Annotated in this window: 24 protein-coding genes; 8 read left to right on the top strand and 16 right to left on the bottom strand. The window is 55.5% G+C overall.

Annotated features, from left to right (window positions below):
* Positions 1 to 224, bottom strand: a 224-nt coding sequence (locus tag HMPREF9098_RS12350) for a LysM peptidoglycan-binding domain-containing protein (protein WP_040564464.1), incomplete at its 3' end; no start/stop codon positions are given.
* A 159-nt stretch (positions 225 to 383) separates the two neighbouring features.
* On the opposite strand from HMPREF9098_RS12350, the gene def reads away from it, so the two are divergent.
* The 3 genes from def to HMPREF9098_RS11865 all read left to right on the top strand — a co-directional run bounded on the left by def (position 384) and on the right by HMPREF9098_RS11865 (position 2,068).
* Positions 384 to 887: a peptide deformylase gene (def, locus tag HMPREF9098_RS10270; protein ID WP_003784557.1), complete on the top strand. Its 504-nt coding sequence runs from the start codon at positions 384 to 386 to the stop codon at positions 885 to 887.
* Between the two features lie 94 nt (positions 888 to 981).
* Positions 982 to 1,920 (top strand): methionyl-tRNA formyltransferase, encoded by a 939-nt coding sequence (fmt, locus tag HMPREF9098_RS10265; RefSeq protein ID WP_040564462.1) that lies wholly within the window; start codon positions 982 to 984, stop codon positions 1,918 to 1,920.
* Positions 1,910 to 2,068, top strand: coding sequence for a hypothetical protein (locus HMPREF9098_RS11865; RefSeq protein WP_155803291.1), 159 nt, complete (start codon positions 1,910 to 1,912; stop codon positions 2,066 to 2,068). Before fmt ends, HMPREF9098_RS11865 begins: the two co-directional genes overlap by 11 nt.
* Positions 2,069 to 2,124: 56 nt before the next feature.
* On the opposite strand, the gene HMPREF9098_RS10260 is transcribed toward HMPREF9098_RS11865, so the two are convergent.
* From HMPREF9098_RS10260 to HMPREF9098_RS10230, 8 genes are all read right to left on the bottom strand, one after another.
* Positions 2,125 to 3,009 carry a DMT family transporter gene (locus HMPREF9098_RS10260; protein ID WP_040564964.1) on the bottom strand — a complete coding sequence of 295 codons (885 nt, stop codon included), beginning with the start codon at positions 3,007 to 3,009 and terminating at the stop codon, positions 2,125 to 2,127.
* A 129-nt stretch (positions 3,010 to 3,138) separates the two neighbouring features.
* Complete coding sequence (locus HMPREF9098_RS10255) at positions 3,139 to 3,555, bottom strand: RNA-binding S4 domain-containing protein (protein WP_003784553.1); 417 nt, start codon at positions 3,553 to 3,555, stop codon at positions 3,139 to 3,141.
* A 67-nt stretch (positions 3,556 to 3,622) separates the two neighbouring features.
* Positions 3,623 to 4,273: a DUF533 domain-containing protein gene (locus HMPREF9098_RS10250; protein ID WP_040564459.1), complete on the bottom strand. Its 651-nt coding sequence runs from the start codon at positions 4,271 to 4,273 to the stop codon at positions 3,623 to 3,625.
* 77 nt (positions 4,274 to 4,350) lie between these two features.
* On the bottom strand, positions 4,351 to 4,473 hold the full coding sequence (locus HMPREF9098_RS12345) for a hypothetical protein (RefSeq protein ID WP_257004632.1): 123 nt from the start codon (positions 4,471 to 4,473) through the stop codon (positions 4,351 to 4,353).
* Positions 4,474 to 4,546: 73 nt separating this feature from the next.
* The gene (ubiT, locus tag HMPREF9098_RS10245; protein WP_003756427.1) at positions 4,547 to 4,987 is read right to left on the bottom strand and encodes a ubiquinone anaerobic biosynthesis accessory factor UbiT; all 441 of its coding nucleotides are present in this window, start codon (positions 4,985 to 4,987) and stop codon (positions 4,547 to 4,549) included.
* Positions 4,974 to 5,891, bottom strand: a complete 918-nt coding sequence (locus HMPREF9098_RS10240) for a U32 family peptidase (protein WP_003784547.1) — start codon at positions 5,889 to 5,891, stop codon at positions 4,974 to 4,976. The genes ubiT and HMPREF9098_RS10240 overlap by 14 nt, the downstream gene beginning before the upstream one ends.
* A 12-nt stretch (positions 5,892 to 5,903) precedes the next feature.
* Positions 5,904 to 6,911, bottom strand: a complete 1,008-nt coding sequence (ubiU, locus tag HMPREF9098_RS10235) for a ubiquinone anaerobic biosynthesis protein UbiU (RefSeq protein ID WP_040564456.1) — start codon at positions 6,909 to 6,911, stop codon at positions 5,904 to 5,906.
* A gap of 285 nt (positions 6,912 to 7,196) precedes the next feature.
* Complete coding sequence (locus HMPREF9098_RS10230) at positions 7,197 to 7,802, bottom strand: class I SAM-dependent methyltransferase (protein ID WP_003784543.1); 606 nt, start codon at positions 7,800 to 7,802, stop codon at positions 7,197 to 7,199.
* 226 nt (positions 7,803 to 8,028) lie between these two features.
* Between HMPREF9098_RS10230 and HMPREF9098_RS10225 the strand changes: the two genes are divergently transcribed.
* On the top strand, positions 8,029 to 9,264 hold the full coding sequence (locus tag HMPREF9098_RS10225; RefSeq protein WP_003784542.1) for an esterase-like activity of phytase family protein: 1,236 nt from the start codon (positions 8,029 to 8,031) through the stop codon (positions 9,262 to 9,264).
* Positions 9,265 to 9,521: 257 nt separating this feature from the next.
* On the opposite strand, the gene HMPREF9098_RS10215 is transcribed toward HMPREF9098_RS10225, so the two are convergent.
* The 7 genes from HMPREF9098_RS10215 to HMPREF9098_RS10185 form a co-directional block, all read right to left on the bottom strand.
* A complete protein-coding gene (locus HMPREF9098_RS10215; protein WP_003784539.1) occupies positions 9,522 to 10,343 on the bottom strand; it encodes a CPBP family intramembrane glutamic endopeptidase in 822 nt (273 codons plus the stop codon).
* Between the two features lie 537 nt (positions 10,344 to 10,880).
* On the bottom strand, positions 10,881 to 11,231 hold the full coding sequence (locus tag HMPREF9098_RS10210) for a VOC family protein (protein WP_003784537.1): 351 nt from the start codon (positions 11,229 to 11,231) through the stop codon (positions 10,881 to 10,883).
* Positions 11,232 to 11,334: 103 nt separating this feature from the next.
* On the bottom strand, positions 11,335 to 13,956 hold the full coding sequence (gene alaS / locus HMPREF9098_RS10205; RefSeq protein ID WP_003784536.1) for an alanine--tRNA ligase: 2,622 nt from the start codon (positions 13,954 to 13,956) through the stop codon (positions 11,335 to 11,337).
* 53 nt (positions 13,957 to 14,009) lie between these two features.
* Entirely contained in the window at positions 14,010 to 14,624 is a 615-nt protein-coding gene (locus HMPREF9098_RS10200) for a hypothetical protein (RefSeq protein ID WP_003784535.1), read from the bottom strand.
* Positions 14,625 to 14,726: 102 nt separating this feature from the next.
* Entirely contained in the window at positions 14,727 to 16,025 is a 1,299-nt protein-coding gene (tilS, locus tag HMPREF9098_RS10195; protein WP_003784534.1) for a tRNA lysidine(34) synthetase TilS, read from the bottom strand.
* 150 nt (positions 16,026 to 16,175) lie between these two features.
* Positions 16,176 to 16,844: an O-methyltransferase gene (locus HMPREF9098_RS10190; protein ID WP_003784533.1), complete on the bottom strand. Its 669-nt coding sequence runs from the start codon at positions 16,842 to 16,844 to the stop codon at positions 16,176 to 16,178.
* An 18-nt stretch (positions 16,845 to 16,862) separates the two neighbouring features.
* A complete protein-coding gene (locus HMPREF9098_RS10185; RefSeq protein ID WP_003784532.1) occupies positions 16,863 to 17,051 on the bottom strand; it encodes a DUF3460 family protein in 189 nt (62 codons plus the stop codon).
* Positions 17,052 to 17,219: 168 nt separating this feature from the next.
* Between HMPREF9098_RS10185 and rsmB the strand changes: the two genes are divergently transcribed.
* From rsmB to HMPREF9098_RS10165, 4 genes are all read left to right on the top strand, one after another.
* Complete coding sequence (gene rsmB / locus HMPREF9098_RS10180) at positions 17,220 to 18,485, top strand: 16S rRNA (cytosine(967)-C(5))-methyltransferase RsmB (RefSeq protein ID WP_003784531.1); 1,266 nt, start codon at positions 17,220 to 17,222, stop codon at positions 18,483 to 18,485.
* On the top strand, positions 18,454 to 19,071 hold the full coding sequence (locus tag HMPREF9098_RS10175) for a DUF4390 domain-containing protein (RefSeq protein ID WP_003784530.1): 618 nt from the start codon (positions 18,454 to 18,456) through the stop codon (positions 19,069 to 19,071). Before rsmB ends, HMPREF9098_RS10175 begins: the two co-directional genes overlap by 32 nt.
* A 91-nt stretch (positions 19,072 to 19,162) precedes the next feature.
* A complete protein-coding gene (locus HMPREF9098_RS10170) occupies positions 19,163 to 21,304 on the top strand; it encodes a sensor histidine kinase (RefSeq protein ID WP_040564959.1) in 2,142 nt (713 codons plus the stop codon).
* Positions 21,301 to 22,587 (top strand): sigma-54-dependent transcriptional regulator, encoded by a 1,287-nt coding sequence (locus HMPREF9098_RS10165; protein ID WP_003784528.1) that lies wholly within the window; start codon positions 21,301 to 21,303, stop codon positions 22,585 to 22,587. The genes HMPREF9098_RS10170 and HMPREF9098_RS10165 overlap by 4 nt, the downstream gene beginning before the upstream one ends.
* Positions 22,588 to 22,601 lie beyond the last annotated feature (14 nt).

The following is a 22,601-nucleotide window of genomic DNA, read 5'->3' as shown; positions in this document are numbered from 1 at the left end:
TAAATCAAATGCGGATTGCGGATTTGGCGGCGGTTAACATTCCACAATGCCGGCCATTTCCACGGGCGGTACAGATATTTGCCGGAAATGCCCCACAATGTGTCGCCGGGTTTGACGGTGTAGCGTGCGGGCGCATTCGGGCGGATGCGCAGGTTTTCTGCCAATGCGGGCGATGAAATAATCATGCCGGCTGCGCAAAGCAAGGTTATAATAGATTTATGCATCAGAATCCCCTGGTTAAGTTTAGATTACATTATTTAACGGATGACCATAATAATAGTGCATTTTAAAACATTTGGGCTAGCTTTGTGCCAATATTCGTGAAGAAAAATGACAACTTCGCCACACCTTGAAAAAATTTTTGCATTAGAAAGACAATAATTATGGCTTTATTACCTATTTTGACACACCCCAACGAGCGGCTGCACATTGTTGCCAAACCGGTTGCACAAGTGGACGACCGCATCCGAACCCTGGTGGCCGATATGGCGGAAACCATGTATGCGGCAAAAGGCATCGGCTTGGCGGCAACGCAGGTGGACGTGCACGAACGCGTGGTCGTGATTGATTTGTCGGAGGAACACAACCAACTTTTGGCGCTGATTAACCCGACCATCACCAAAAAAGACGGCGAAACCACATTCGAGGAAGGCTGCCTGTCGGTGCCGGGCATTTATGACACGGTGTCCCGCGCCGAAACGGTTACGGTGGAATATCTGGACACGGAGGGCAAGCCGCAGTCTTTGGACGCGGACGGTTTGCTCGCTATCTGCATCCAGCACGAACTGGACCATTTGGCCGGCAAATTGTTTGTGGAATACTTGTCGCCGCTCAAACAGTCGCGGATTAAATCGAAATTGAAAAAACGCCAGCGCGAAACCCTGTAACCCTTTGCGCAGAAAAAGTGCAGGCTGCTTTTTGTTTGCCGGAAACGCAAAAAGCAGCCTGCACCTTGTCCAACCCTTCAGAAAGCCGATATCTATGAAAGTCATCTTTGCCGGAACGCCCGATTTTGCCGCCGCCGCCCTGCGTGCCATTGCCGCTGCCGGATTTGACATCCCGCTCGTCCTCACCCAGCCCGACCGCCCGAAAGGCCGCGGCATGCAGCAGCAGGCATCGCCCGTGAAACAGGCGGCGTTGGATTTGGGGCTGACCGTTGCCCAACCCGCCAAGCTGCGCGGCAACGATGAGGCTTTGGCGCTGCTGCGTTCGGCGGATGCCGATGTGATGGTGGTGGCGGCCTACGGGCTGATTCTGCCGCAAGAAGTGCTGGACGCGCCGCGCCACGGTTGCCTGAATATCCATGCCTCGCTGCTGCCGCGCTGGCGGGGTGCCGCGCCGATTCAACGCGCCATTGAAGCGGGCGATAAGGAAACGGGCGTGTGCATTATGCAAATGGATGCGGGGCTGGACACGGGCGCGGTGGTCAGCACGCACCGTTATGCCATTGCCGATACCGACACGGCCAACGAAGTACACGACGCATTGATGCATTTGGGTGCGCAAGCCATTGTCGCGGATTTGCAACAATTACGGCAAACAGGCAGCCTGCACGCCGTGCCGCAGTCGGAAGAAGGCGTTACTTATGCCCAAAAATTGAGCAAAGAAGGAGCCAAAATCCGCTGGACGGAGCCGGCCGACACCGTGGCGCGCAAAATCCGTGCGTTCAATCCCGTTCCCGCCGCCTGGACGCTGCGGCAGGGTCAGCCGCTCAAAATCTGGCAGGCGCACCCCGTTGAACGGCAGGGCGAGGCCGGGCGCATTTTGGCGGCCGATGCGGACGGCATCGTGGTGGCGTGCGGCGAAAACGCGCTCTGCATTACCCAGTTGCAGCCTGCGGGCAGCAAGCGCATGAGCGCGCAGGCATTCTTGGCCGGGCGTACCTTGGACATCGGTGCGGTATTTTCCGATGCCGAATAAATCAAACGAAAAAGCAGCCTGCACCTTGTTTTTCGGGGTGCAGGCTGCTTTTGAATGTGCGGATGCTTGGACAACGGGCGGCCGTTCGGCGTGGGTATGGCGGCGCAACGCCATGCAGCCTGCCAAAGCAATGCCGCCGGTATTTTGAACACGAAAAAGCAGCCTGCACTTCATTTGCCACAAGTGCAGGCTGCTTTTTTTGCTTCACGAGCCGCCTTTTTTCAGCGAGCCCAAATAAATCGCCACCATCGTCAAAACCGCGCCCAGCCATTGGATGCCGCTAATCGCCTTGTCCAAAAACAGGAAATCGATGACCAAGGCCGCCACCGGCTCGCTCAGCAGCAGCAAGCCCGCCAAACCGAGCGGCAGCAGCGGAATGGAAAACGCAATCATGCCCCATGCGAAACACTGCATCACCGCGCCATAGACCACAATCCAGCCCACGTCCGACCAGGTTTGCGGCAGCCAGTTGTGCCCATTGAACAGCAACATGGGCAACACCAGCGCCGCCATGCCGCCCAAACTCACATGGAACATCATCGGGAAAATCGGCACATGCACCTCTTGGTGCGCCTTGCGGACAAACACCATCGACAGCGACAGCATCAACCCAGACACCACGCCCGACACAAAACCCCACAGCGCGTTGCCGTTGTGCCGGAATTCGGGGCTGCCAATCAGCACCACGCCCGCCACCGCCAGCAGCAGGCTACCCGTTTGCAGCAGCGACAACCGCTCCTTAAACCACAGCACGCCAATCATCGACAGCCAAAAAATCTGCAAACTGTTCAGCAGCGTGGAAATGCCCGGCCCCACCGCGTAAATGCTCTCGTGCCACAGCGACAAATCCGCACCCAACATCGCGCCCGCCAGCAAAGCAAAACGTTGCGCGCGGCGGTTGGCCGGGAAACGCTGCCCCGACCAGCGCGACAGCACCACAAAAATCACCGCCGCCACCGTCAGCCGCCAAAACGCAATCGCATAAGCGCCCACCGGCACATGCGCCACAATTACGCTGCCCAGCCCGAACACCACGCAGCCGACCACCAAACCCATCGGCGCGTATTTTTTCTGCTGCTCCGTATTCATCGCACCCTTTCCGAAACCTTCCGTGAAACGTCCATCATATTTATTGTTGATAATCAGACGGTTTTCATGGCGTATCGCCGTCATACCCACTCTTCAAAAGCAGCCTGCACCTTCCAAAATCCCGCCCGACTACCAATCCTGCCGCTTCATCTTATCCAACTGCCGCCTGTCGCGCTTGGTCGGCCGCCCGTCCGGATAGGCCGCCGTGATGCGGCTGGCTTGGTCGAGCAATTTCTGCTGTTCGCGCTGCTTGGCCACCGCCTCGTCCTCGCAATACAGCAAACGCGCCTCGGGCGCAGGGCGGCGCTGGTGGTTCAACTGCCGCACCGTCAGCCTGTACGGCAGCGAATTGAGCGTCAAATCCACCACATCGCCCACCGAAATATATTTGCTGGTTTTCGCCTTCGCACCGTTCACCGACACGCGCCCCAGCTCTATCTGCTTGCTGGCCAGCGAACGGGTTTTGAAAAACCGCGCCGCCCAAAGCCATTTGTCCAAACGCATTTCGTCGTCGCGTTCTTCGTTGTCATGTTGTTGTTTCGACATTGTTTACCCATATCAAAAAGCAGCCTGCACTTTGGAAAACGGGGTGCAGGCTGCTTTTTCCAAACGTTTAAAAACCGGCCTGTTTTTCCAAACTGTCCACCAACTTATCGTCCAGCTGCAACGCCTGCGACAACTGCGACAAAAACACGATTTCCTTGCGCGACAAATCGGCGCACACCAAACGCGCGGCCAAATAAGCCTCCGCCGCCAAAGCCGTGTCGCCGCCGATTTCGCGGGCAATCTCGGCAGGCTGTGCGGGACGTGCGGCTTCTGCCGCCAGCCATTGGCGCGTTTCCGCATCTTCGCCGCCTTCTTGCAGGATAAGGCTTTGTTCGGCTTCATCAATCGAACCGTCCGCCGCCGCAGCGGCAATCATCGTACGCAAAATCACACGGCCGGCGTTTTCGCTGTCGTTGTTCGCCGCAAACGCGGTTTCCGGCAATGCCAAAGGTGCGGCGGCCGCTGCCTGCTGCGCCGCGTTGCCGACCGACTGGTTTTGCTGATATTTTTGATACGCCGCATACGCCAGCGCGCCCAATGCCGCCATGGAACCCGCGTGGGCGATTCGCTGCCCCTTGCCTTTTTTCAGGAACATCGACAGCAAACCTGCCGCCGCCGCACCGCCGCCCAGCTTGGTAAGCGTGTCGCTTTGCGCCGCTTTGTCGCCGTATTGCTTCGCTGCGCCCAATACTTGGTTAATCAGTTGGTTGAAATTCATCTTATTCCTCCTTGTTTCCGTGGGTTGATGGTGGCAGTGTAACAAAATTATCGTGAAAACCATAGCCAAACGGTGTTTTATTCCCGTGCCGCCCCAGTGCAGGCTGCTTTGAAATTCAAAGTGAAATTGCGTTCGCTTCCATATTCGTCCGCAGCCTGCCTTTCCCAATACGGAATCAATACGGCAAAAGCAGCCTGCACTTTAATTTCACAAGTGCAGGCTGCTTTTAATGCACAGGGTTTATAGCCGTTTAAAGCCCATATCCCCACGCGTTCAGTCAGACAACTGCCGTTTCAAAAACCAATCGCCGAACGGCCAGTCCACGCTGTCGAGCAGGTTTTTGGTAATCAGCCCCAGCTCGGTATCGCCTTCGATTTGCAGTTTGCGGTTGAAAAACAAAGTATCCGGGTCTTCCTCGCGCATCATCATGCGCATAAAGTCGATGCCGTTGGCGGCAAGGCGCAAATCGGGTGTGCCGAAGAAGTCCGCATCAATAAATTTTTCGGCATTGGCGGTGAAACGCACCTTGATGCCCGCGTCCAATACGTCGATTTCAAAGGTTCGGCCGTCAAACAAGCTCATGTCGGCGGGCAGCAATCCGCGTTTGAGCATGGTGTTGAGGGCAAAAACCAAAGCGAAGCGCGGCGGCCTGCCCGGCAGTTTGCCGCCGATTTTTCCCGCCCATGCGGGCAATACGATTTCAGGCAACGCCATAATATTCCTCCTTCACGGCTTCGATACCGGGCTGGCCGTGCCAATAGCCGTCCACCAGCGTGCCGGTGGTCAGTCTTTCCAGTTCGGGCAGCGCGTCTGCCAGGGCGGTTTTGCCGTCCAATACGTCGCGGTGGATACGGACGATTTCCGCCATGCCGTGCATTTGCGGCGACAGGCGCAGCATGTTCACGCCGATTTGCCGCAAATCCTCATGGTGCGGCAGCAGGTTTTGGCAGCCGTAAGACATGGTTTGGATGCCGTTGATGGTTAAAAACGGTTTGCCCTCGCGGGTATTCATATCCATGCCTTGCTCGTAATCCAAGCAGCGGAATTCGCAGCCGTCTTTGTTCAGGTTGTAATGCCGCGCGGTAAAGCAGCGTGAAGAGTACGCCAAAGGCATTTTTCCCCAAGCAAACAACTCCGTTTCAATGTCGTCTGAAACCTTGATAATTTCGGCAACTTTGTCGCGGCTCAACTCGGACGGCGCAATCCAGCGGTATGCGCCCAGTTTTTGGAAAAGCGCCAGCGTGCTTTCGTTGTAAATGTTCAGGCTGGCGCCGGCGACAAACGGAATGCCGTGTTCGCGCGCCAGTTTGACTGCGCCCATGTCGTTGGCTTCGACTTTAAATTTGTCCTGCCCTGTGATTTTGCGCAGGCGTTTCAAATCGGATTCGCTTTCCAACAGCACCTGCGACGACAGAATAATTTCCTTGCCGCTTTCCGCCAAATCTTCCGCCAGGCTGACCCAGTCGGCAAAACGCATTTTCTGGCGGCGCGAACACACCACTTCGCCCAGATAAATGGTATCCACCGGCGCATCCAGCATGGCGGCGTAAAATTCCAGCAGGGCTTCCTTCTGCCAGAAAAACAAAACCGGCCCCAGCGATAGTTTCATCGGATTCATTTTTCCTCCCCCTTATTTCCATGGACGGCTGTATGCGCCCAAAGTCGTCTGATGTCCTTCCGAAACCTTGCTCAGCGCATTGTTCCACACCGGATTGACTTTGAAATGCGCCGGATCGGCAGCGGCGGCGTCCAAAGCCTGTCGCAGCGATTTGGTTACCTGCGCCGTGTACATCGGGCTGCGCTGGCGGCCTTCGATTTTGATGGCGGACACGCCGATTTTGATGAGTTCGGGCAGCATTTCCAAAACATTCAGGCTGGTCGGTTCTTCCAGCGCGTAATAGGTTTCGTCATTGACTTCAAAACGGCCTTTACACAGAGTCGGATAACCTGCCGGTTCGTCCGGTTTGTATTGGTCAATCAATACCTGGTTCAACCGCACGTTCATGCGGTCGGGCAACTGCTCCCAGCGTACGGCTTTGGCAGGCGAACACACACCCTGCATATTCGGCGATTCGCCCGTGGCGTAGCTCGACAAGATGCAGCGGCCTTCCACCATCACGCACAGGCTGCCGAAACCGAACACTTCGATTTCCACATCTGTATTGTCAATCACATGCTTGACCTGATCGACAGTCAAAACGCGCGGCAGCACGGCACGGCGGACTCCGAACAGTTCCTTCATCATATTGATGGCTTCGTAATTGGTCGCCGACCCCTGTACCGACATGTGCAGCCTCAAATTAGGATGACGCTCGGCGGCGTAAGCCATAATCGCAGGGTCGGCAACGATTATCGCGTCCGCCCCCAGTTGCACCGCCGTATCGACAGCCCGATGCCACCGCTCGATTTGCCCCGCCTGGGCAAAAGTATTGATGGCCATCAACACATTGCGGCCGCGCGCATGGGCGTAAGCCACCCCTTCCTGCGCCGATTTCATATCGAAATTCAGCCCTGGGAAATTGCGCGCATTCGTCGCATCTTTCAGCCCCATATAAACCGTGTCCGCGCCATTGTCCACCGCCGTCTTCAAAGCGGGCAGGTTACCGGCGGGACAAACCAACTCAGGAATTTTCGGCATTTTGCGTTCCTTAACTCTTAATGGTTTACTATCGAAAATCAACATTCCGTATGATTTTTCGGTATTTTAGAGACTTGAACACAAAACATTATGATTTAAGTCAATTGTGAAATCAGGTTTAGATAATGAAGATTTTTATTAACAAAATTTAACAATATTAAATTTAAGACAAATCATCGCGTTATCTTTTCCATTTTGATAATTTGAGATTAGTTATTATCTATTAGATTTATAGATTTTTACAATAAAAGTCGTCTGAAACCTGTTGTTTCAGACGACTTTTATCTAGGCGGGAGGCGGAAGGCTGCTTGCTTTAAAATTCAACGTGAAATTGCGTTCGCTGCCATATTCGTCTGCCGTCTCAAACCCGTTTTGCCGCATTAAATCGCGTAACTCTGCACGGCTTGGTTTGTCGGGATCGCCTGCCGTTTCGGAAACCGACAGCAGCCCGTCAGGACGAAGCAGCCTGCGGAACTCTGCCAAATACTCGGCTTGGTTGGCCACCTCGCCCAACACGGTAATCAGCACAATGCGGTCAAACGATTGATCGGGAAAATCAAAATGCGTGCCATCGCACAGATAATAATCGACGTTGCCGATATGCCGACGACGCAAACGTTTTTCAGCATAAGCCAACATTTCCGGCTGTATATCCGCCGCCACCAATCGCCCTTGCGGAATCGATTGCGCCAGTGTCGGGCTGAAATAACCCGCCCCGCAGCCTACTTCCAAAATGCGGTGGTGCGGCGCAAGGTGCAGCCGTTGCACAATTTGTTGCGGAGAAAGCGCCCAGTTGCGCAAAGGAATCAGCAGCGTGAATGCCAACTGATGCGGGAAGATTTTGCCTTTTTGCGTGAGTCCCCGCCAAATATTTTTGAGCGTGTTAAACATGGGAGTTCCTTCGGGTAGTTTGTTTCACCGTGTGTTTGCACGATATACAGTATAAAAATAGTACGCGTTTTTTTCCAATCATCGTGAAAAGCAGCCTGCACTCCAATTTTTGAACGTGCAGGCTGCTTTTTTAAAAGTTGCACCGGACAAATGTAAAGATAAGGTTTGTTTTTCTCTTCAATTCGGATAAAATTTAACCTTTCCTAACCCTTTTTAAAGGAATGCAATGAAACAAAAACTAATCGCCGTTTTGGCAGGACTGATTGTCGGCGGCAGCGCATTGGCGCAGGGCATCCCCATGCCCGTTGAAAAACTGGGCGAAACCGTGAACCAACAAAACGGCGAAACCGTACCGTTTTACAAAGGTTACGGCTCGTCCATCGATGCCGACCCGAAAAACCCTAGACGCTTCTACGGCCTGACCGACCGCGGTCCGAACGCAGACGGTGGCGGAAACATCAAAATCTTCCTGCAACCCGGCTTCACCCCCAGCATCGGCCATTTTGAAATCCAGCGCGACGGCAGCATCAGAAAACTGCGCACCATCCCCCTGAAAAACGCGCAGGGCAAACCGCTCACCGGCCTGCCCAACCCCGCAGGCTACGGCACATCCAAAGAACAAGTGGTGGATGCGGACAAACACCCGCTTGAGCGCGACATCAACGGCATCGACAGCGAAGGCTTGGCCGTGATGAAGGACGGCACCTTCTGGGTATCGGATGAATACGGCCCGCACATCGTCCACTTTAATAAAAACGGCATCGAGCTGGAACGCATGAGCCCGCGCGGCGTGAAAACCACCGGCCGCCGCCTGCCCGCCGTGCTGGGACACCTGCGCCCCAACCGAGGCATGGAAGGCCTGACCACCACGCCGAGCAACACCAAGCTGGTCGGCATGATGCAGTCCACGCTGCATAACCCGAGCAAAAGCGAAGTGAGCAACAAATCGCTGGTGCGTATTTTGTCGTTTGATTTGAAAACCGGCCAAAGCAAACAATACCTGTACCGCCAAGGCGGCGATTATTGGAAAAACTCCGAAATCCGCGCGATTGACGAAAACCGCTTCTTGGTGAACGAACACAACGGCACCACCGTCAAACACGTTTACCTGATTGATTTGCGCGGCGCCACCGATGTTTCCGACAAAAATGACGGCGACAACGGCCTGCTGGTCAACGGCAAACCGTTGGAACAAAATTCTTGGGAAGAGCTGGAAGCCGCAGGCATCCATCCCGTGAGCAAAACGCTGGTGGTGGACGTGCAGAAACAGATGGATTTCCCACACGAGAAATTTGAAGGCATGTGGGTTGCCGACAATGGCAAAACGCTGTGGATTATCAACGATGACGACTTCGGCATTGATTCGCAGGACGACAAATATATCGTGCCGAAACGCCTGCCGGACGGCAGCACGGATGCCACACACTTGTACCGCATCCCGCTGAATCTCCAAGCCCGTTAATGTGCGAACAGCCCGAAACAAACATGGTTTCGGGCTCTTTTCATGCGCCAGCGGCCGGGCGGGTGCAGGCTGCTTTTCCATTTTGCCGCCTCCCGTTTGCAGGCCGTCTGAAAACAAAATTTGCCTATAAAAAAGCAGCCTGCACCTTGTTGTTCAAAGTGCAGGCTGCTTTTGGTGATTGATTTTACGGCGATTTCGTTTATATCCCCGCTGATTCAGCCTTGTTCGTGCAGGCTTCGCAGCCTTTCCCAAACAGCCTACGCCTGCTGGCTATCAGATGAACACATTGCCTTACACCAAAAAACCATCACAATTACCGCCGCAATGATGATGATTCCGTATGGAATCATACCGTTGCCGTTTTCATATACCGCCCGTCCACCCGGAAAGCCTGTACGCGCGGTATTGGCAACCGTGTGGCACGCAATCAATACAAACACCGAACCGCCGCTGCCGTTATACAGCCATATATAGATAACCCTCACAGCAACCGTCCCTGCCAGCCCCCACGCGATCAGTTCGGCAGACTGCCCCACGGCAATCATGGACGGCAAATGCCACAATGCCCACGGCACCCCGATAATCAGCGCTGTAACGAGCGGGGTAAAACGCCGTTGCAGACTTTCCGTAGCGTAGGCGGCATAGCCCAATTCCTCGGCAACTGCCGCGATAAAGAACATGACGAACGCACCGGCAAGCGGCGCAAACGATACGGATAAGGCAGGTATGGTTTGTCCTGTTTGGCGTATCGCGACATAAGTCAGCAGATAAAGCAGGGGAAAAATCAGTATTGCCGTCCAAAAATAGGCAGAATGCTTGATCCGCCCGTAATCAAACACACGACCAAACAGCCCGCGCACCGCTGCCATTCCGCCCTCGCGATAACGCAGCAACGCCGCGGCAACCGTCGGAGTGAGTGCCGCGCCGATGTCGGTCAGCGGCAGATTATCAGGCAGAGGACTGTGTTTGAGAAACAAAGACAGCAGCCAAAACGGTGCGCTCAAAGCGTACACCAGCAGAAAGTATTGCCACGGATGCGAATAACCGGCTGTCGGTTTTTTTGAAGAGGGGTTCTGCATGTTATTCCTGTTCGTTCCGTAAATAAGTTGGCAGGGGAGCAGGTACGGTTTGCTACATGATGTACAGTATAAAAATATTGCGCGTTTTTTTCTAATTATTATGAAAAGCAGCCTGCATTTCAATTTTTGAAAGTGCAGGCTGCTTTCGATAGAGGAGGGTCGTCTGAAAATTATTTTTCAGGCAGCTTTGAGATTACGAGTAATATTAAATTTTCGTTGGACCATGACCCAACCAACGCTTGCTGCCGGCCATATTATGGTATGGTTTGAAATCATTCGGTAACAACGAAAACCGCGTGCGTGCGTGCCGCACACACCCTACACCTTAATCTTAAGGTTTGCGTCGCCTGCAGTGGTAGGGTGTGTGGCGTAGCCACGCACGCGGTTGGTGGGAATGCAGGCTACGGCTTGCTTATCAATAATTTGTTATCACAGCAACTCTTCCACACTCACGCCATTTAGGCCGTCTGAAACCATGCTGATGTTGTAATCGTCAAAATACAGAAATTCAGCGGCGTAACCACGCACGCGGTTGGCTTATTCATGCTGCAAAATATTCACCAATCGCCCAAACGGATCGCGCACAAAAAAGCGGCACACGCCCCAAGGTTCAGTAGTAGGCCCATATTCAGGCGTGAAACCAGCATGCTGCATCCGCTCTAATAATTCGTCCAGATTATCCACCTCAATAGACAAATCAGGCACAGGCATGCCAGAACCGCCTTCACTGGCAAAACTGACCTGCACAGACATGGTCGTATCCTGTCCGTAGGTCTGTATCCACCCATGATCCATCAGCAATTCCAATCCAAGCAGGTCATGGTAGAAAGCCTTTGCTGCGGCGGGTTGGGTTGCGTTTATATTAGCTACAATGCGTTTAACGCCCATGCTCGATCCTTATTTTAAAACGGCTGAATAATCAGACATAAATATTCAATATAAGTTTTAGGCTACCTGAAAACCCACTTTCAGGCAGCCTGCACTTTTCTAATTACAGTTTCTCTCTAACCCAGCTTTCTGCCGAATCCAGCATCGCGCCGACTTGGGAAGCATCCGTTCCCCCCGCCTGTGCCAAATCCGGTCTGCCGCCGCCTTTGCCGCCGATTTGTTCGGCTGCGAATTTGATCAAATCACCGGCTTTCACTTTGTTTGTCAGCGGCTTGGATACGCCGGCGCACAGGGAGACTTTGCCGTCGTTTACTGCTGCCAAAAGAATCACGGCGTTGTCAGATTTGCCGGTCAAGTCGGTAACGATTTCGCGCAGGGCGGCGGCATCGGCGTCGATTTGGGCGGCGACGAGTTTGGCTGCGCCCAAGTCTTTGGCGTTGTCCAAGAGTTTGGCGCCTGCGTGGACGGCGAGTTCGGCTTTGGCTTTTGCCAACTCTTTTTCCAAGGCTTTGGCGTTGGCGGCGTTGGCTTGGATTTTGGCGAGTACGTCTTTTTCGGTTTGGGCTTTGACTTCGGCGATGATGTTTTTCATCAGGCTTTCTTGGTTTTGCGCCCATGCCAGCGCGGCTTGGCCTGTGATGGCTTCTACGCGGCGGATGCCTGCGGCGATGCCGCCTTCGCTGATGATTTTGAAGAAGCCGATGTCGCCGGTGCGGGCGACGTGGGTGCCGCCGCACAGTTCGGTGGAGTAGTCGCCCATGGTGATGACGCGGACGAAGTCGCCGTATTTTTCGCCAAAGAGCATCATGGCGCCGGATTTTTGCGCGTCTTCAATGGACATGGTTTCGACTTTGACGGGTACGTTGGCGATAATCGCGGCGTTGACGCGGCGTTCGACTTCGGCGATTTCTTCCGCGCTGATGCCTTGCGGGTGGGAGATGTCGAAGCGGGTCAGCTCGGCGTTTTGCAGGCTGCCTTTTTGTTCGACGTGCGTGCCCAAAACGTCGCGCAGGGCTTTGTGCATCAGGTGGGTAACGCTGTGGTTGCGCATGATGCTGTTGCGGATGTCGTTGTCGATTTCGGCAGATACGGCATCGCCCACTTTCAGACGGCCTGATACGACTGCGCCGAATTGTCCGTGTACGGCAGCTTTGATTTTCTGCGTATCTTCAACGCGGAAGCGGTTTTCGCCCGATACGATAAAGCCTACGTCGCCGACTTGTCCGCCGCTTTCGGCGTAGAACGGGGTTTGTTCCAAAACGACTACGCCTGCTTCGCCTGCTTGGAGTTCGTCCACGGCTTCGCTGCCTTTGTATAAGGCGATGATTTTGGTTTCCTGGCTGCGTTTTTCGTAGCCGGTGAACTCGGTGTCCGCGCCTGTGTAGTCAAGCTGGGCGTTGGCTTTGAAGTTTTGCGCGGCGCGGGCGCGGGCGCGCTGGGCTTCCATTTCGCGGTTGAAGCCTTCTTCGTCCAAATCGATATTGCGTTCGCGGCAGATGTCGGCAGTCAAATCGTATGGGAAACCGTAGGTGTCGTAGAGTTTGAAGATGATTTCGCCGTCTAATTTGTTGCTGCCTTTGGTCAAGGCGTTTTCCAGCAAAGCCATGCCGGTTTCCAAAGTTTGGGCGAAGCGGCTTTCTTCGTTTTTCAGGGCTTCTTCGATTTGGGCTTGTTTCTCTTTCAACTCAGGATACGCATCGCCCATTGCTTTCACCAAATCGGGCACGAGTTTGTAGAAAAACGCCTGTTTCTGACCGAGTTTGTAACCGTGGCGCACGGCGCGGCGGATGATGCGGCGCAGTACATAGCCGCGGCCTTCGTTGGAAGGCATCACGCCGTCGGCAATCAGGAAGGAGCAGGAACGGATGTGGTCGGCAACGACTTTCAGGCTCGGTTCGTCCATGCTGAACGGCGCGCCGGTTTCGCGGGCAACGGCTTTGAGCAGGTCTTGGAACAGGTCGATTTCGTAGTTGCTGTGAACATGCTGCATCACGGCCGCCATGCGCTCCAAGCCCATGCCGGTATCGACGGACGGTTTGGGCAGCGGATTCATATTGCCTTGCTCGTCGCGGTTGAACTGCATGAACACACAGTTCCAAATTTCAATCCAGCGGTCGCCGTCTTCTTCAGGGCTGCCCGGAATGCCGCCCCAGATTTCTTCGCCGTGGTCGTAGAAAATTTCGGAACACGGGCCGCAGGGGCCGGTGTCGCCCATTTGCCAGAAGTTGTCGGACGCGTATTTCGCGCCTTTGTTGTCGCCGATGCGGACAATGCGCTCGGCAGGCATACCGATTTCGTTCAGCCAGATGTTATAGGCTTCGTCGTCTTCGGCATACACGGTCGCCAAGAGTTTTTCTTTGGGGATGTTCAGCCATTCGGGGGAAGTGAGGAATTCCCAAGCGAAGTGGATCGCGTCGCGTTTGAAGTAGTCGCCGAAGGAAAAGTTGCCCATCATTTCGAAGAAGGTGTGGTGGCGGGCGGTGTAGCCGACGTTTTCCAAGTCGTTGTGTTTGCCGCCTGCGCGGACGCATTTTTGCGCGGTGGTGGCGCGCTTGTATGGGCGTTTGTCGAAGCCGAGAAACACGTCTTTAAACTGGTTCATACCGGCGTTGGTAAACAGCAGCGTCGGGTCGTCGTGCGGCACGAGGCTGGAAGAGCGGACGATGGTGTGGCCTTTGGATTCGAAGAATTTGAGGAATTTTTGGCGTAGTTCGGAGGTTTTCATAATATTGATTTCGTTGGTTGTATTTAAAAAAGAAAGTGCAGGCTGCTTTTGGCTTATTTGGCGCGGATACGGTATTTGCGCAACAGGCGTTTCAATGATTGTTCAGCTTCCTGCTGCGTTTGCTCGATGGCATCCAGCTTGGCAGGGTCGGGTAAATCCGCTTCCGATTCGGGCGCGCTGCTCATTACCGATTTCAGTTGCTCTTCGCTGCTTTCGGCCAGCAGAATCATCAGTTTGGCTTGCGCGTCGCGGGCGGCGGCCACTTCGCTGTCGGACAGCTGCAATTTGTTCAAATGCTGCGCGGCAAGGCGGACGGCGGCCACTTCTTCGCGTACCAGCGCAATGCTTTCCTCATAAGAAGGCTGCATATTTTTTTGGCGGTAGGCTTCCGTGCGCTGGGCGGCTTCGTCTTTGAACTGCCCCAGTAAATCGTTCAGTTGCTCGGCTTGCGCTTTCGGCTCGGATGCGGCGGCCGGCGGCGTCCAATTATCTTCTGCGGCAGAAGCCGTTTGCGCTTCGGCAGATGCGGCGGCAGGAGCAGAAGCAGCCTGCACCACAGGGGCGGAAGCAGCGGCCGCAGGGCTGGCGGCTTTCGGCTCGGCGGCATCATTGCCCGGCGAACACGCGGTCAGCAAGGCAACACTCAGTAAAGGCAGTAGTTTTTTCATAATTCCTATCCCGTCTGTTCAATACGTTAATCACCCAAAAATGGGCAAATTCTACGGCAATTTTGCCGTTTTGCCTATGCGCCGTCCTGATAAAACAGCGGATTATGCCGCCGCCTGCGGCAGATACGGCAACAAATCGGGCGCAATCAAACGCGCCTGCCCCAATTCGGGCGCGCTGCGCAGGTTGGCCACGGCAATGCACCGACCGTTTTCGTCACACGCCACCGCCCAAAACGGCCGCACAAACGCCGGCACGCGCTTTTCCTGCAACAGTCGGAACACGTTTTTATGGCCGATATTGGTGAGCAGTTCGTCATCGTGCCGCGCGGCACGAAAGCAGCCTGCACCCTGCGGCGCACTGCCCTGCCATGCCAATCCGGCCTGTTGTGCGGCAAGGTGCAGGCTGCCTTGCACGGGCTGCCCCGCCCACGGCCAAGACAACGCAAAATCCTGCGGCACGGCAAACAAAACGCCATGCGACAACACAGCCCGGCCACGCGGCAAACGCCATTCGCCCCGCTCGGCCTGCCGCAGCCAGTCCGCCCAAAGGTGCAGGCTGCCTGCGGTGGGCGCACCCAAGCCGTATTGCCGCGCGAACGTGTGCAAAAGCTGCCGTTGCCGCGCCGGACTGAACGCCTGCCAACGCGCCTGATGCAACCCCTGCGCACACCGCACCGCCTGCCAATCCTGCGCCGCCACTTCTTCCAGCAGCGCGCGTTCTTCCTGCAACAAGGCAATGCTGCTGTGCAAATGTTCCGCATAATGCGGCAGCCGCGCCGCCAAATCGGGCAGCCAGCGGCCGCGCAGCCAGTTGCGCAGAAACGCCGGATTTTCGTTGCTGTCGTCATGCACAAACATCAGCGCGTTGTCCTGTGCATATTGTTCGATTTCCGCGCGTGAAAACGCCAAAAGCGGCCGCCACAACACGGTTTTTTCCGTCAGCGCGCGCTGTTCGGGCATGGCGGAAAGCGCACGCAAACCGCCGCCGCGCAATGCCGCCAGAAAAAAGGTTTCGATTTGGTCGTCCCGATGGTGCGCCAACGCGACAAAATCGGCGTTTTGTTCGGCAAACACGGCATATCGCGCTGTTCTGGCCGCCGCTTCGATACCCAATTTCCCGGCATCCACCTGCACTTGCGCCGCCGAAAAGCCCACGCCCAGCCGCTGTGCATAATCGCGGCAGAACTGCTGCCAATCGTCGGCGGCGGCATTCAGCCCGTGGTGCACATGCACGGCAGACAAATCGGCCAGGCCAAAGGTATCGCGCAGGGCGGCCAGCGCGTGCAGCAGCACCACGGAATCCGCGCCGCCGCTCAATCCGACACAAATGCGTTTGCCGCGCAAATCGGGAACTTGCGCGGCAAATCGTTGCAGGAATTGGTCGGTATTTGGGGTTGGCATGATTGGGCGTGGGCGTAAAGGAACGGCGGGGCGGCGGCAACCGAAGCGTGGGTATGGCGGCAAGACGCCATGAAAACCGTGCGGCGGCGGTGTTGGGCAATGAAAAAGCAGCCTGCACCCGTGCTGATAAAGTGCAGGCTGCTTTTCGGACTATTTTTTCCGAACCAACGTTAAGCCGTCGCCCAGCGGCAATGTGAGCGTTTCGATGCGTTCGTCGTGCGGCAGCCGTGCGTTGAATGCTTGCAATATGCGGTGACTTTCGGGGCTTTTTTCGGCGGCAGCCTGCACCACGCGGCCGCCCAGCAGAAGGTTGTCGATGGCGATGATGCCGCCGGGGCGTACCAGTTGCAGCACGCGTTCGAAATAATGCGGCGTGGGTGGTTTGTCGGCATCAATCAGTGCCATGTCGTAGCTGCCGCCCTGCCCTTGGGCAATCAGTTCGTCCATGGTGATGAGTGCAGGCTGCAAATGCAGGGTGATTTTGTGTGCCACGCCCGCCGCCTGCCAATGCCGCCGCGCTTGGTCGGTGAAGGTCACGTTGATGTCGCAGCAGGTCAGCTCTGCGTCTTCGGGCAGGGCAAGCGCCATGGCGGTGCTGCTGTAGCCGGTGAACACGCCGATTTCCAAATAACGGCGCACGCCCGTGAGTTTGGCCAGCCAGGTCAGCAATGCGGCCTGCTCGGCGGCAATCGCCATTTTGCCCAAACGGTGCGTTTCGGTTTGGCGGCGGATGTCGGCCAGAATGTCGGGCTCGGGCGTGCCCATTTGCCGCAGGTATTGGCGCAATTCGGGCGTGAACTCTGTCGATTGAACCGTCATGTGCAGGCTGCTTTTGGCTTAATCGGGTTGGTAGGTATAAGGTTTTTTGGCCACGGCGGCGGCTTTGAAGGCTTCCTGCTCTTCGGCGTTCAGCTCCACATCCCAAAGCAGGGCGCGGTTTTTCAAACGGCGCTCGGCTTCTTCGGGGTGCTGCTGCAAATAATCGTTCAGGAATTTTGTGGTATCGGATTGATATTTGTCGTACATGGCGCGCTCCTTGCTGTGCAACGATAAAAGCGGTAAAAGCGTGATTATATAGCAGATTGCATGGTTTGTGCGACACGCCGGCACCATGCCCCGTCGCAGGTGCAGGCTGCCTGAAATGCGTTTTTCGGTTAAAATTCAGCAACGATTAACTTGATTTCCGGAAAACCCATGTCTTTATCGCACGTTCAATTTCTGGCAGCGCAAATTTTCACCGCAGTGCACGGCGGGCAGAACCTGTCGGACGAGCTGGGCCGCGTATTGGCCGGCGAACCTGCGTTAAGCGCGCAAGACAAAGGCATGTTGCAGGATTTGGCCTACGGCTGCCAGCGCTTTTACGGCAGCCTGCACTTCATGCTGAACCGCCTGTTGAACAAACCTGTCGATAATCCCTTGCTTTATGCCCATCTGCTGGTGGCGCTGTACCAATTAAACCACACGCGCAACGCACCGTATGCCGTGGTGAACGAAACCGTGCGCCACATCGGCAAAATCGGGCGCGGGCAATACCGTTCCTTCGCCAACGCAATACTGCGCCGCTTCCTGCGCGAACGCGAAGGCCTGAACAAAGCTGCACGGTTTGACGACACCGCCAAATACAACCTGCCCGCCTGGCTCAAAAGCAGCCTGCAGCAGCAATATCCAAAACACTGGCACAACATTGCCGCCGCCTTCCAAATGCACCCGCCGCTCACCCTGCGCGTGAACCGACGGTACGGCAACGCAGAACGCTATGCCGCGCTGTTGCAGCAGGCCGGCATCGAAGCCAAAATACTGGACGACTACGCCGTCCGCCTGAACGAAGCCGTGCCCGTTCAGCAGCTGCCGCAGTTTGCCGAAGGTCACGTTTCCGTGCAGGATTGGGGCGCACAGCAGGCTGCCTACCTGCTGCAACCGCAAAACAACGAACGCATTTTGGATGCCTGCGCCGCGCCCGGCGGCAAAACGGGGCATATTTTGGAAATGGCCGACTGCGCCCTCACCGCATTGGACATCGACCCCGTCCGTTTACAGCGCGTACAAGACAACCTGACACGGCTCGGCCTGCACGCGCAGCTGCATTGCGCCGCCGCCCAAAATCTGGACGACTGGTGGGACGGCCAACCGTTCGACGCCATTTTGGCCGACGTGCCCTGCACCGCATCCGGCACCATCAAGCGCAATCCCGACATCAAATGGCTGCGCCGCCCGAACGATGCCGCCAAAACCGCACGGCAGCAGGAAATCCTGCTCGACCGCCTGTGGCAGACGCTCAAACCCGGCGGCCGGATGCTGTTGGCCACCTGCTCCCTGTTTCACGAAGAAAACGGGCGGCAATGTCAAAATTTCCTGCAACGCCACCCCGACGCGCAACTGCAACAAGAACAAACCCTTTTACCCAACGACAAACAGGACGGATTTTATTATGCCCTCATCTCCAAATCCCAAAGCGCATAAGAAAAGTGCAGGCTGCTTTCGTTGGCTGGGCGTTTTCTGCTGCCTGCTGCCGCTGCTGGCCGTGCCCGCCGCACACGCGGAAAGCATTCGCAGCACGCGCCTGGACGGCAAAATCCTGAACAACGGGCAATTATCCATCAGCACGCGCTTTGTTACCGAATTGCCCGAACAACTGGAAGACGCGCTTAAACAAGGCGTGTCGCTGGATTTCGCGCTCACCTACCAACTGGAACGCCCCACGCTGGCATCGTACCGCTTCAAACTCAGCCATCTGGTCAGCGACAACAACACCGTCAATTACCGCCTGTCCTACCATCCGCTCACCAGCCGCTACCGGGTAACGGTCGGCACGTATTCTTCCGAATACAGCAGCCTGTCCACCGCGCTCAAGGCCGTCGGCGCCATTGCCAACTGGTCGGTTTTGGAAGCCGGCACGCTCTCCGACACGCCGCAATACGAAGTGAAAGTGAACGTACGCCTGAGCCTGAGCACCACCAAGCTGCCCAAACCCTTCCAAATCAACGCGCTGACATCGCGCAACTGGTCACTGGATTCGGGCTGGCGGGATTTGAACATCCACCGTTAAAAAGCAGCCTGCACTTCCGTTTCACCTGCAACACGCATTGGCCGCCCTAACCGCCAATGCCTCAAAACCTTATTCCCCACATTCGCCCATCATGCGCCGTTTCCTGATTTTCTGCGGCATCGCCGCCTTCGCCGTGCTCTACCTGCTCACTTTTTCCACCGACAGCCAAAGCCGTTTCGCCCCTTATTTCTGGTGGATTGCCGGTGCGGCGGCCGTGTTGGCGCTTACCCTGTTCATCGTGGTATCGCGCTATATCTGGCTGATTCTGCGCGACAAAAACCACCAGATTTTCGGCTCGCAAATCGCCCGCAAACTCAGCCGCATGTTTACCTTTGTCGCCGTGTTGCCCGCGCTGTTTCTGCTGGGCGTATCGGCACAATTCATCGCCCACAGTATCAATTCGTGGTTCGGCGACGACACCAAAGAAGCGCTGGAGCGCAGCCTGAAATTGAGCCAGACCGCCTTGCAGCACGCCGCGCAAAACAGCTTGGCGCAGGCAGATACCGTCCGCACCAAACTGTTAGAAGGCAGCACATTGCCGCAAAACCTCGATTCCGCCCTGCAACAGGCAGGCCAAGCCGATTTCGCCCAACTGGCCGTGTGGAACCTGCGCACCAAAACACCCGCCGCACAATACAATCCGCAACATTTCCCCGCGCCCGAACTGGACGAAAGCAGCCTGCAACAAATCCGCCAAACCGAAAAGCACTACCACATCGAAAGCCTCGACAACACCTTATACGCCAGCGGCTGGCTGCTGCTCACGCAATCCGATCAGGCGCAATACGCCCTCTTCTTCCGCCACCGTATTCCCGAAGCCATTGCCCAAGACGCACAGCTCATCGAATCCGCCCGCGCCAAATACGCCGAACTCAATTTCGCCCAAAAAGGCCTGCAAACCTTCTTTTTAATCACCCTCTGCATCGCCACCCTTTTGGCCGTGCTGCTGGCATTGGCCGCCGCCCTATATTTCGCCCAACGCTTCGTCAGCCCGATTGTGCAGCTTTCCAACGCCGCCCGCGCCATCGCCCAAGGCAATTTCAACCAGCACATTGCAGTCACCCAAAAAGACGAACTGGGCCGGCTGACCCAGCTCTTCAACCACATGAGCGAACAACTGGCCATCGCCAAAACCGCCGACGAACGCCACCGCTACGAACAAGAAGCAGTGCGGCATTATCTGGAACGCGTGCTGGAAAGTTTGAGCAACGGCGTGGTAACGCTGGACAATGCAGGCTGCCTGAACACCTACAACCAAAGCGCCGAAACCATTTTGGGCTGCAACCTGGCCGCACTTTTGGGGCAGAAACCGCAGGATTGGGCGCACCAGTCGCCACAACACTCCGCATTGAGCCAAGTCTTCAAAACGCTGGCCGAAACCGAACACAGCCGCGAAGCTGTCGAAACCACCTATTTAGCCCAAGACGAAAGCCGCATTTTGCTGGGCAAAGCCGTGCGCTTGCCCGAAGAAAACGGCCACGGCTTAGTGTTGGTATTTGACGACATTACCGCCCTCGTCCGCGCCCAAAAAGAAGCCGCCTGGGGCGAGGTGGCCAAGCGTTTGGCGCACGAAATCCGCAATCCGCTCACCCCGATTCAACTGTCTGCCGAAAGATTGGCATGGAAATTGCGTGGTAAATTAGCAACAGACGATGCGCAAATTTTGGAAAAATCCACCAACACTATCGTTAAGCAGGTGGCGGCCCTTAAAGAAATGGTGGAAGCCTTTCGGAATTACGCCCGCGCGCCTGCCGCGATGAAGTTTAAGCCCATCAATTTCAACGACATTATTGCCGAAGTATTGGTCTTATACGAAAGTTCTCCCTGCGTGTTCGAAGCACATTTAAGCCAGATGCCTTTAATGCTCAATGCCGACACCACTGCCATACGCCAAGTGTTGCACAACCTGTTCAAAAACGCCGCCGAAGCAGCGCAAAGCGATGCAGCACCGCACGTTTGGATTTACACGGAAGCGGCAGAAGGCAGCCTGCACTTGAACGTGCAGAACAACGGCACGGGCTTCAGCAAAGAAATGCTGTCCAACGCCTTCGAACCTTACATCACCGACAAACCCAACGGCACAGGCCTGGGGCTGCCCGTGGTAAAAAAAATTGTGGAAGAACACAACGGACGCATTACGATCGCCAATCGTGTCGAAGGCGGTGCGGACATCCATCTTTATTTCGCGCCCGCCCAAAACCATTCCCCAGAAAACCCAGATAAACCGCTATGACCAACAAACATACAGAAATTTTAATTGTTGATGACGAAATCGGTATTCGTGAAGTATTGCAAGAAACACTGGAAGACGAAGGCTATACCGTTGCCTGCGCGGAAAATGCCGAAGAAGCGCGCAAAATGCGCATTCAGCTGCGCCCTTCCCTGGTTTTGCTGGATATTTGGATGCCGGACAGCGACGGCATTACCCTGCTGAAAGAATGGGCAACCAGCGGCCTGCTCACCATGCCCGTGGTGATGATGAGCGGACACGGCAGCATCGACACCGCCGTGGAAGCGACCAAAATCGGCGCATTGGATTTTCTGGAAAAACCCATTCCGCTGCAAAAACTGCTGCAAACGGTGGAGCGCGCCCTCAAACATGGCGAAACGCAGGCACAGTCGGTGCTCATCGGCAACAATCTGGGCAACAGCAGCGTTATCAAAGAACTGAACAAACAACTGGAACACGCCACGCGCCACAACGGGCATATTTTGCTCATCGGCGAAGCAGGCTGCCCTTTTGAAACCGTGGCCAAAATGTTCCAAAAACCGAATATGCCGTGGGTGGAAGTGCGCCGCCCCGAGCACTTGGTCGATTTGCCGATGGATTTGCTGGAAAAGGCATCGGGCGGCATCCTGTATTTGGGCGATATGGCACAATACGACAAATCCATCCAGCAAAGCATCGGCTTCCTATTGAGCAAGGCAGAACGCTGCAACGTCCGCATCATCTGCACCAGCAGCCGCCCCGTGAACGAATGGCTGAACCACAATGCCGATACGCGCCTGTCGTGCCTTTTGTCCGGCTCGGTCATCCATCTGCCTTCCCTGCGCCACCAAAGCGAAGACATCCCCTTTTTGGCCGGCCAGATTCTACGCGAATTGTCCAACTCCCTACCCGAACCTTTGGACGTGAAATTCACATCGTCCGCCTTCAACCGCCTGCGCCAATACGAATGGCCGGGCAATATCGAGCAGCTGCGCAACGTGGTCAAAAGTCTAGCCATGAACTGCAAAAACCACGAAATCCACGACGGCGATGTGGTGCGGATGCTGAACCAGTTTGAAGAAAACGATACCGAACAGGAAATCAAAGGCGGCTTCAACTTCAACCTGCCTTTGCGCGAATTGCGCGAAGAATTGGAACGCCGTTATTTCGAATTCCACATTCAGCAGGAAAACCACAACATGAGCCGCGTGGCGCAGAAAGTGGGCTTGGAGCGCACGCACCTGTACCGCAAACTCAAACAGCTCGGCATCACGTTCACGCGCCGCAGCAATGCCAATAGCGAATAATCAACCGTTCCCTC

Source organism: Kingella denitrificans ATCC 33394 (genome assembly GCF_000190695.1).
Taxonomy (GTDB): domain Bacteria; phylum Pseudomonadota; class Gammaproteobacteria; order Burkholderiales; family Neisseriaceae; genus Kingella_A; species Kingella_A denitrificans.
The sequence above is the reverse complement of the archived record's forward strand: the minus strand, read 5'-3'. Positions and strand labels throughout refer to the sequence as shown.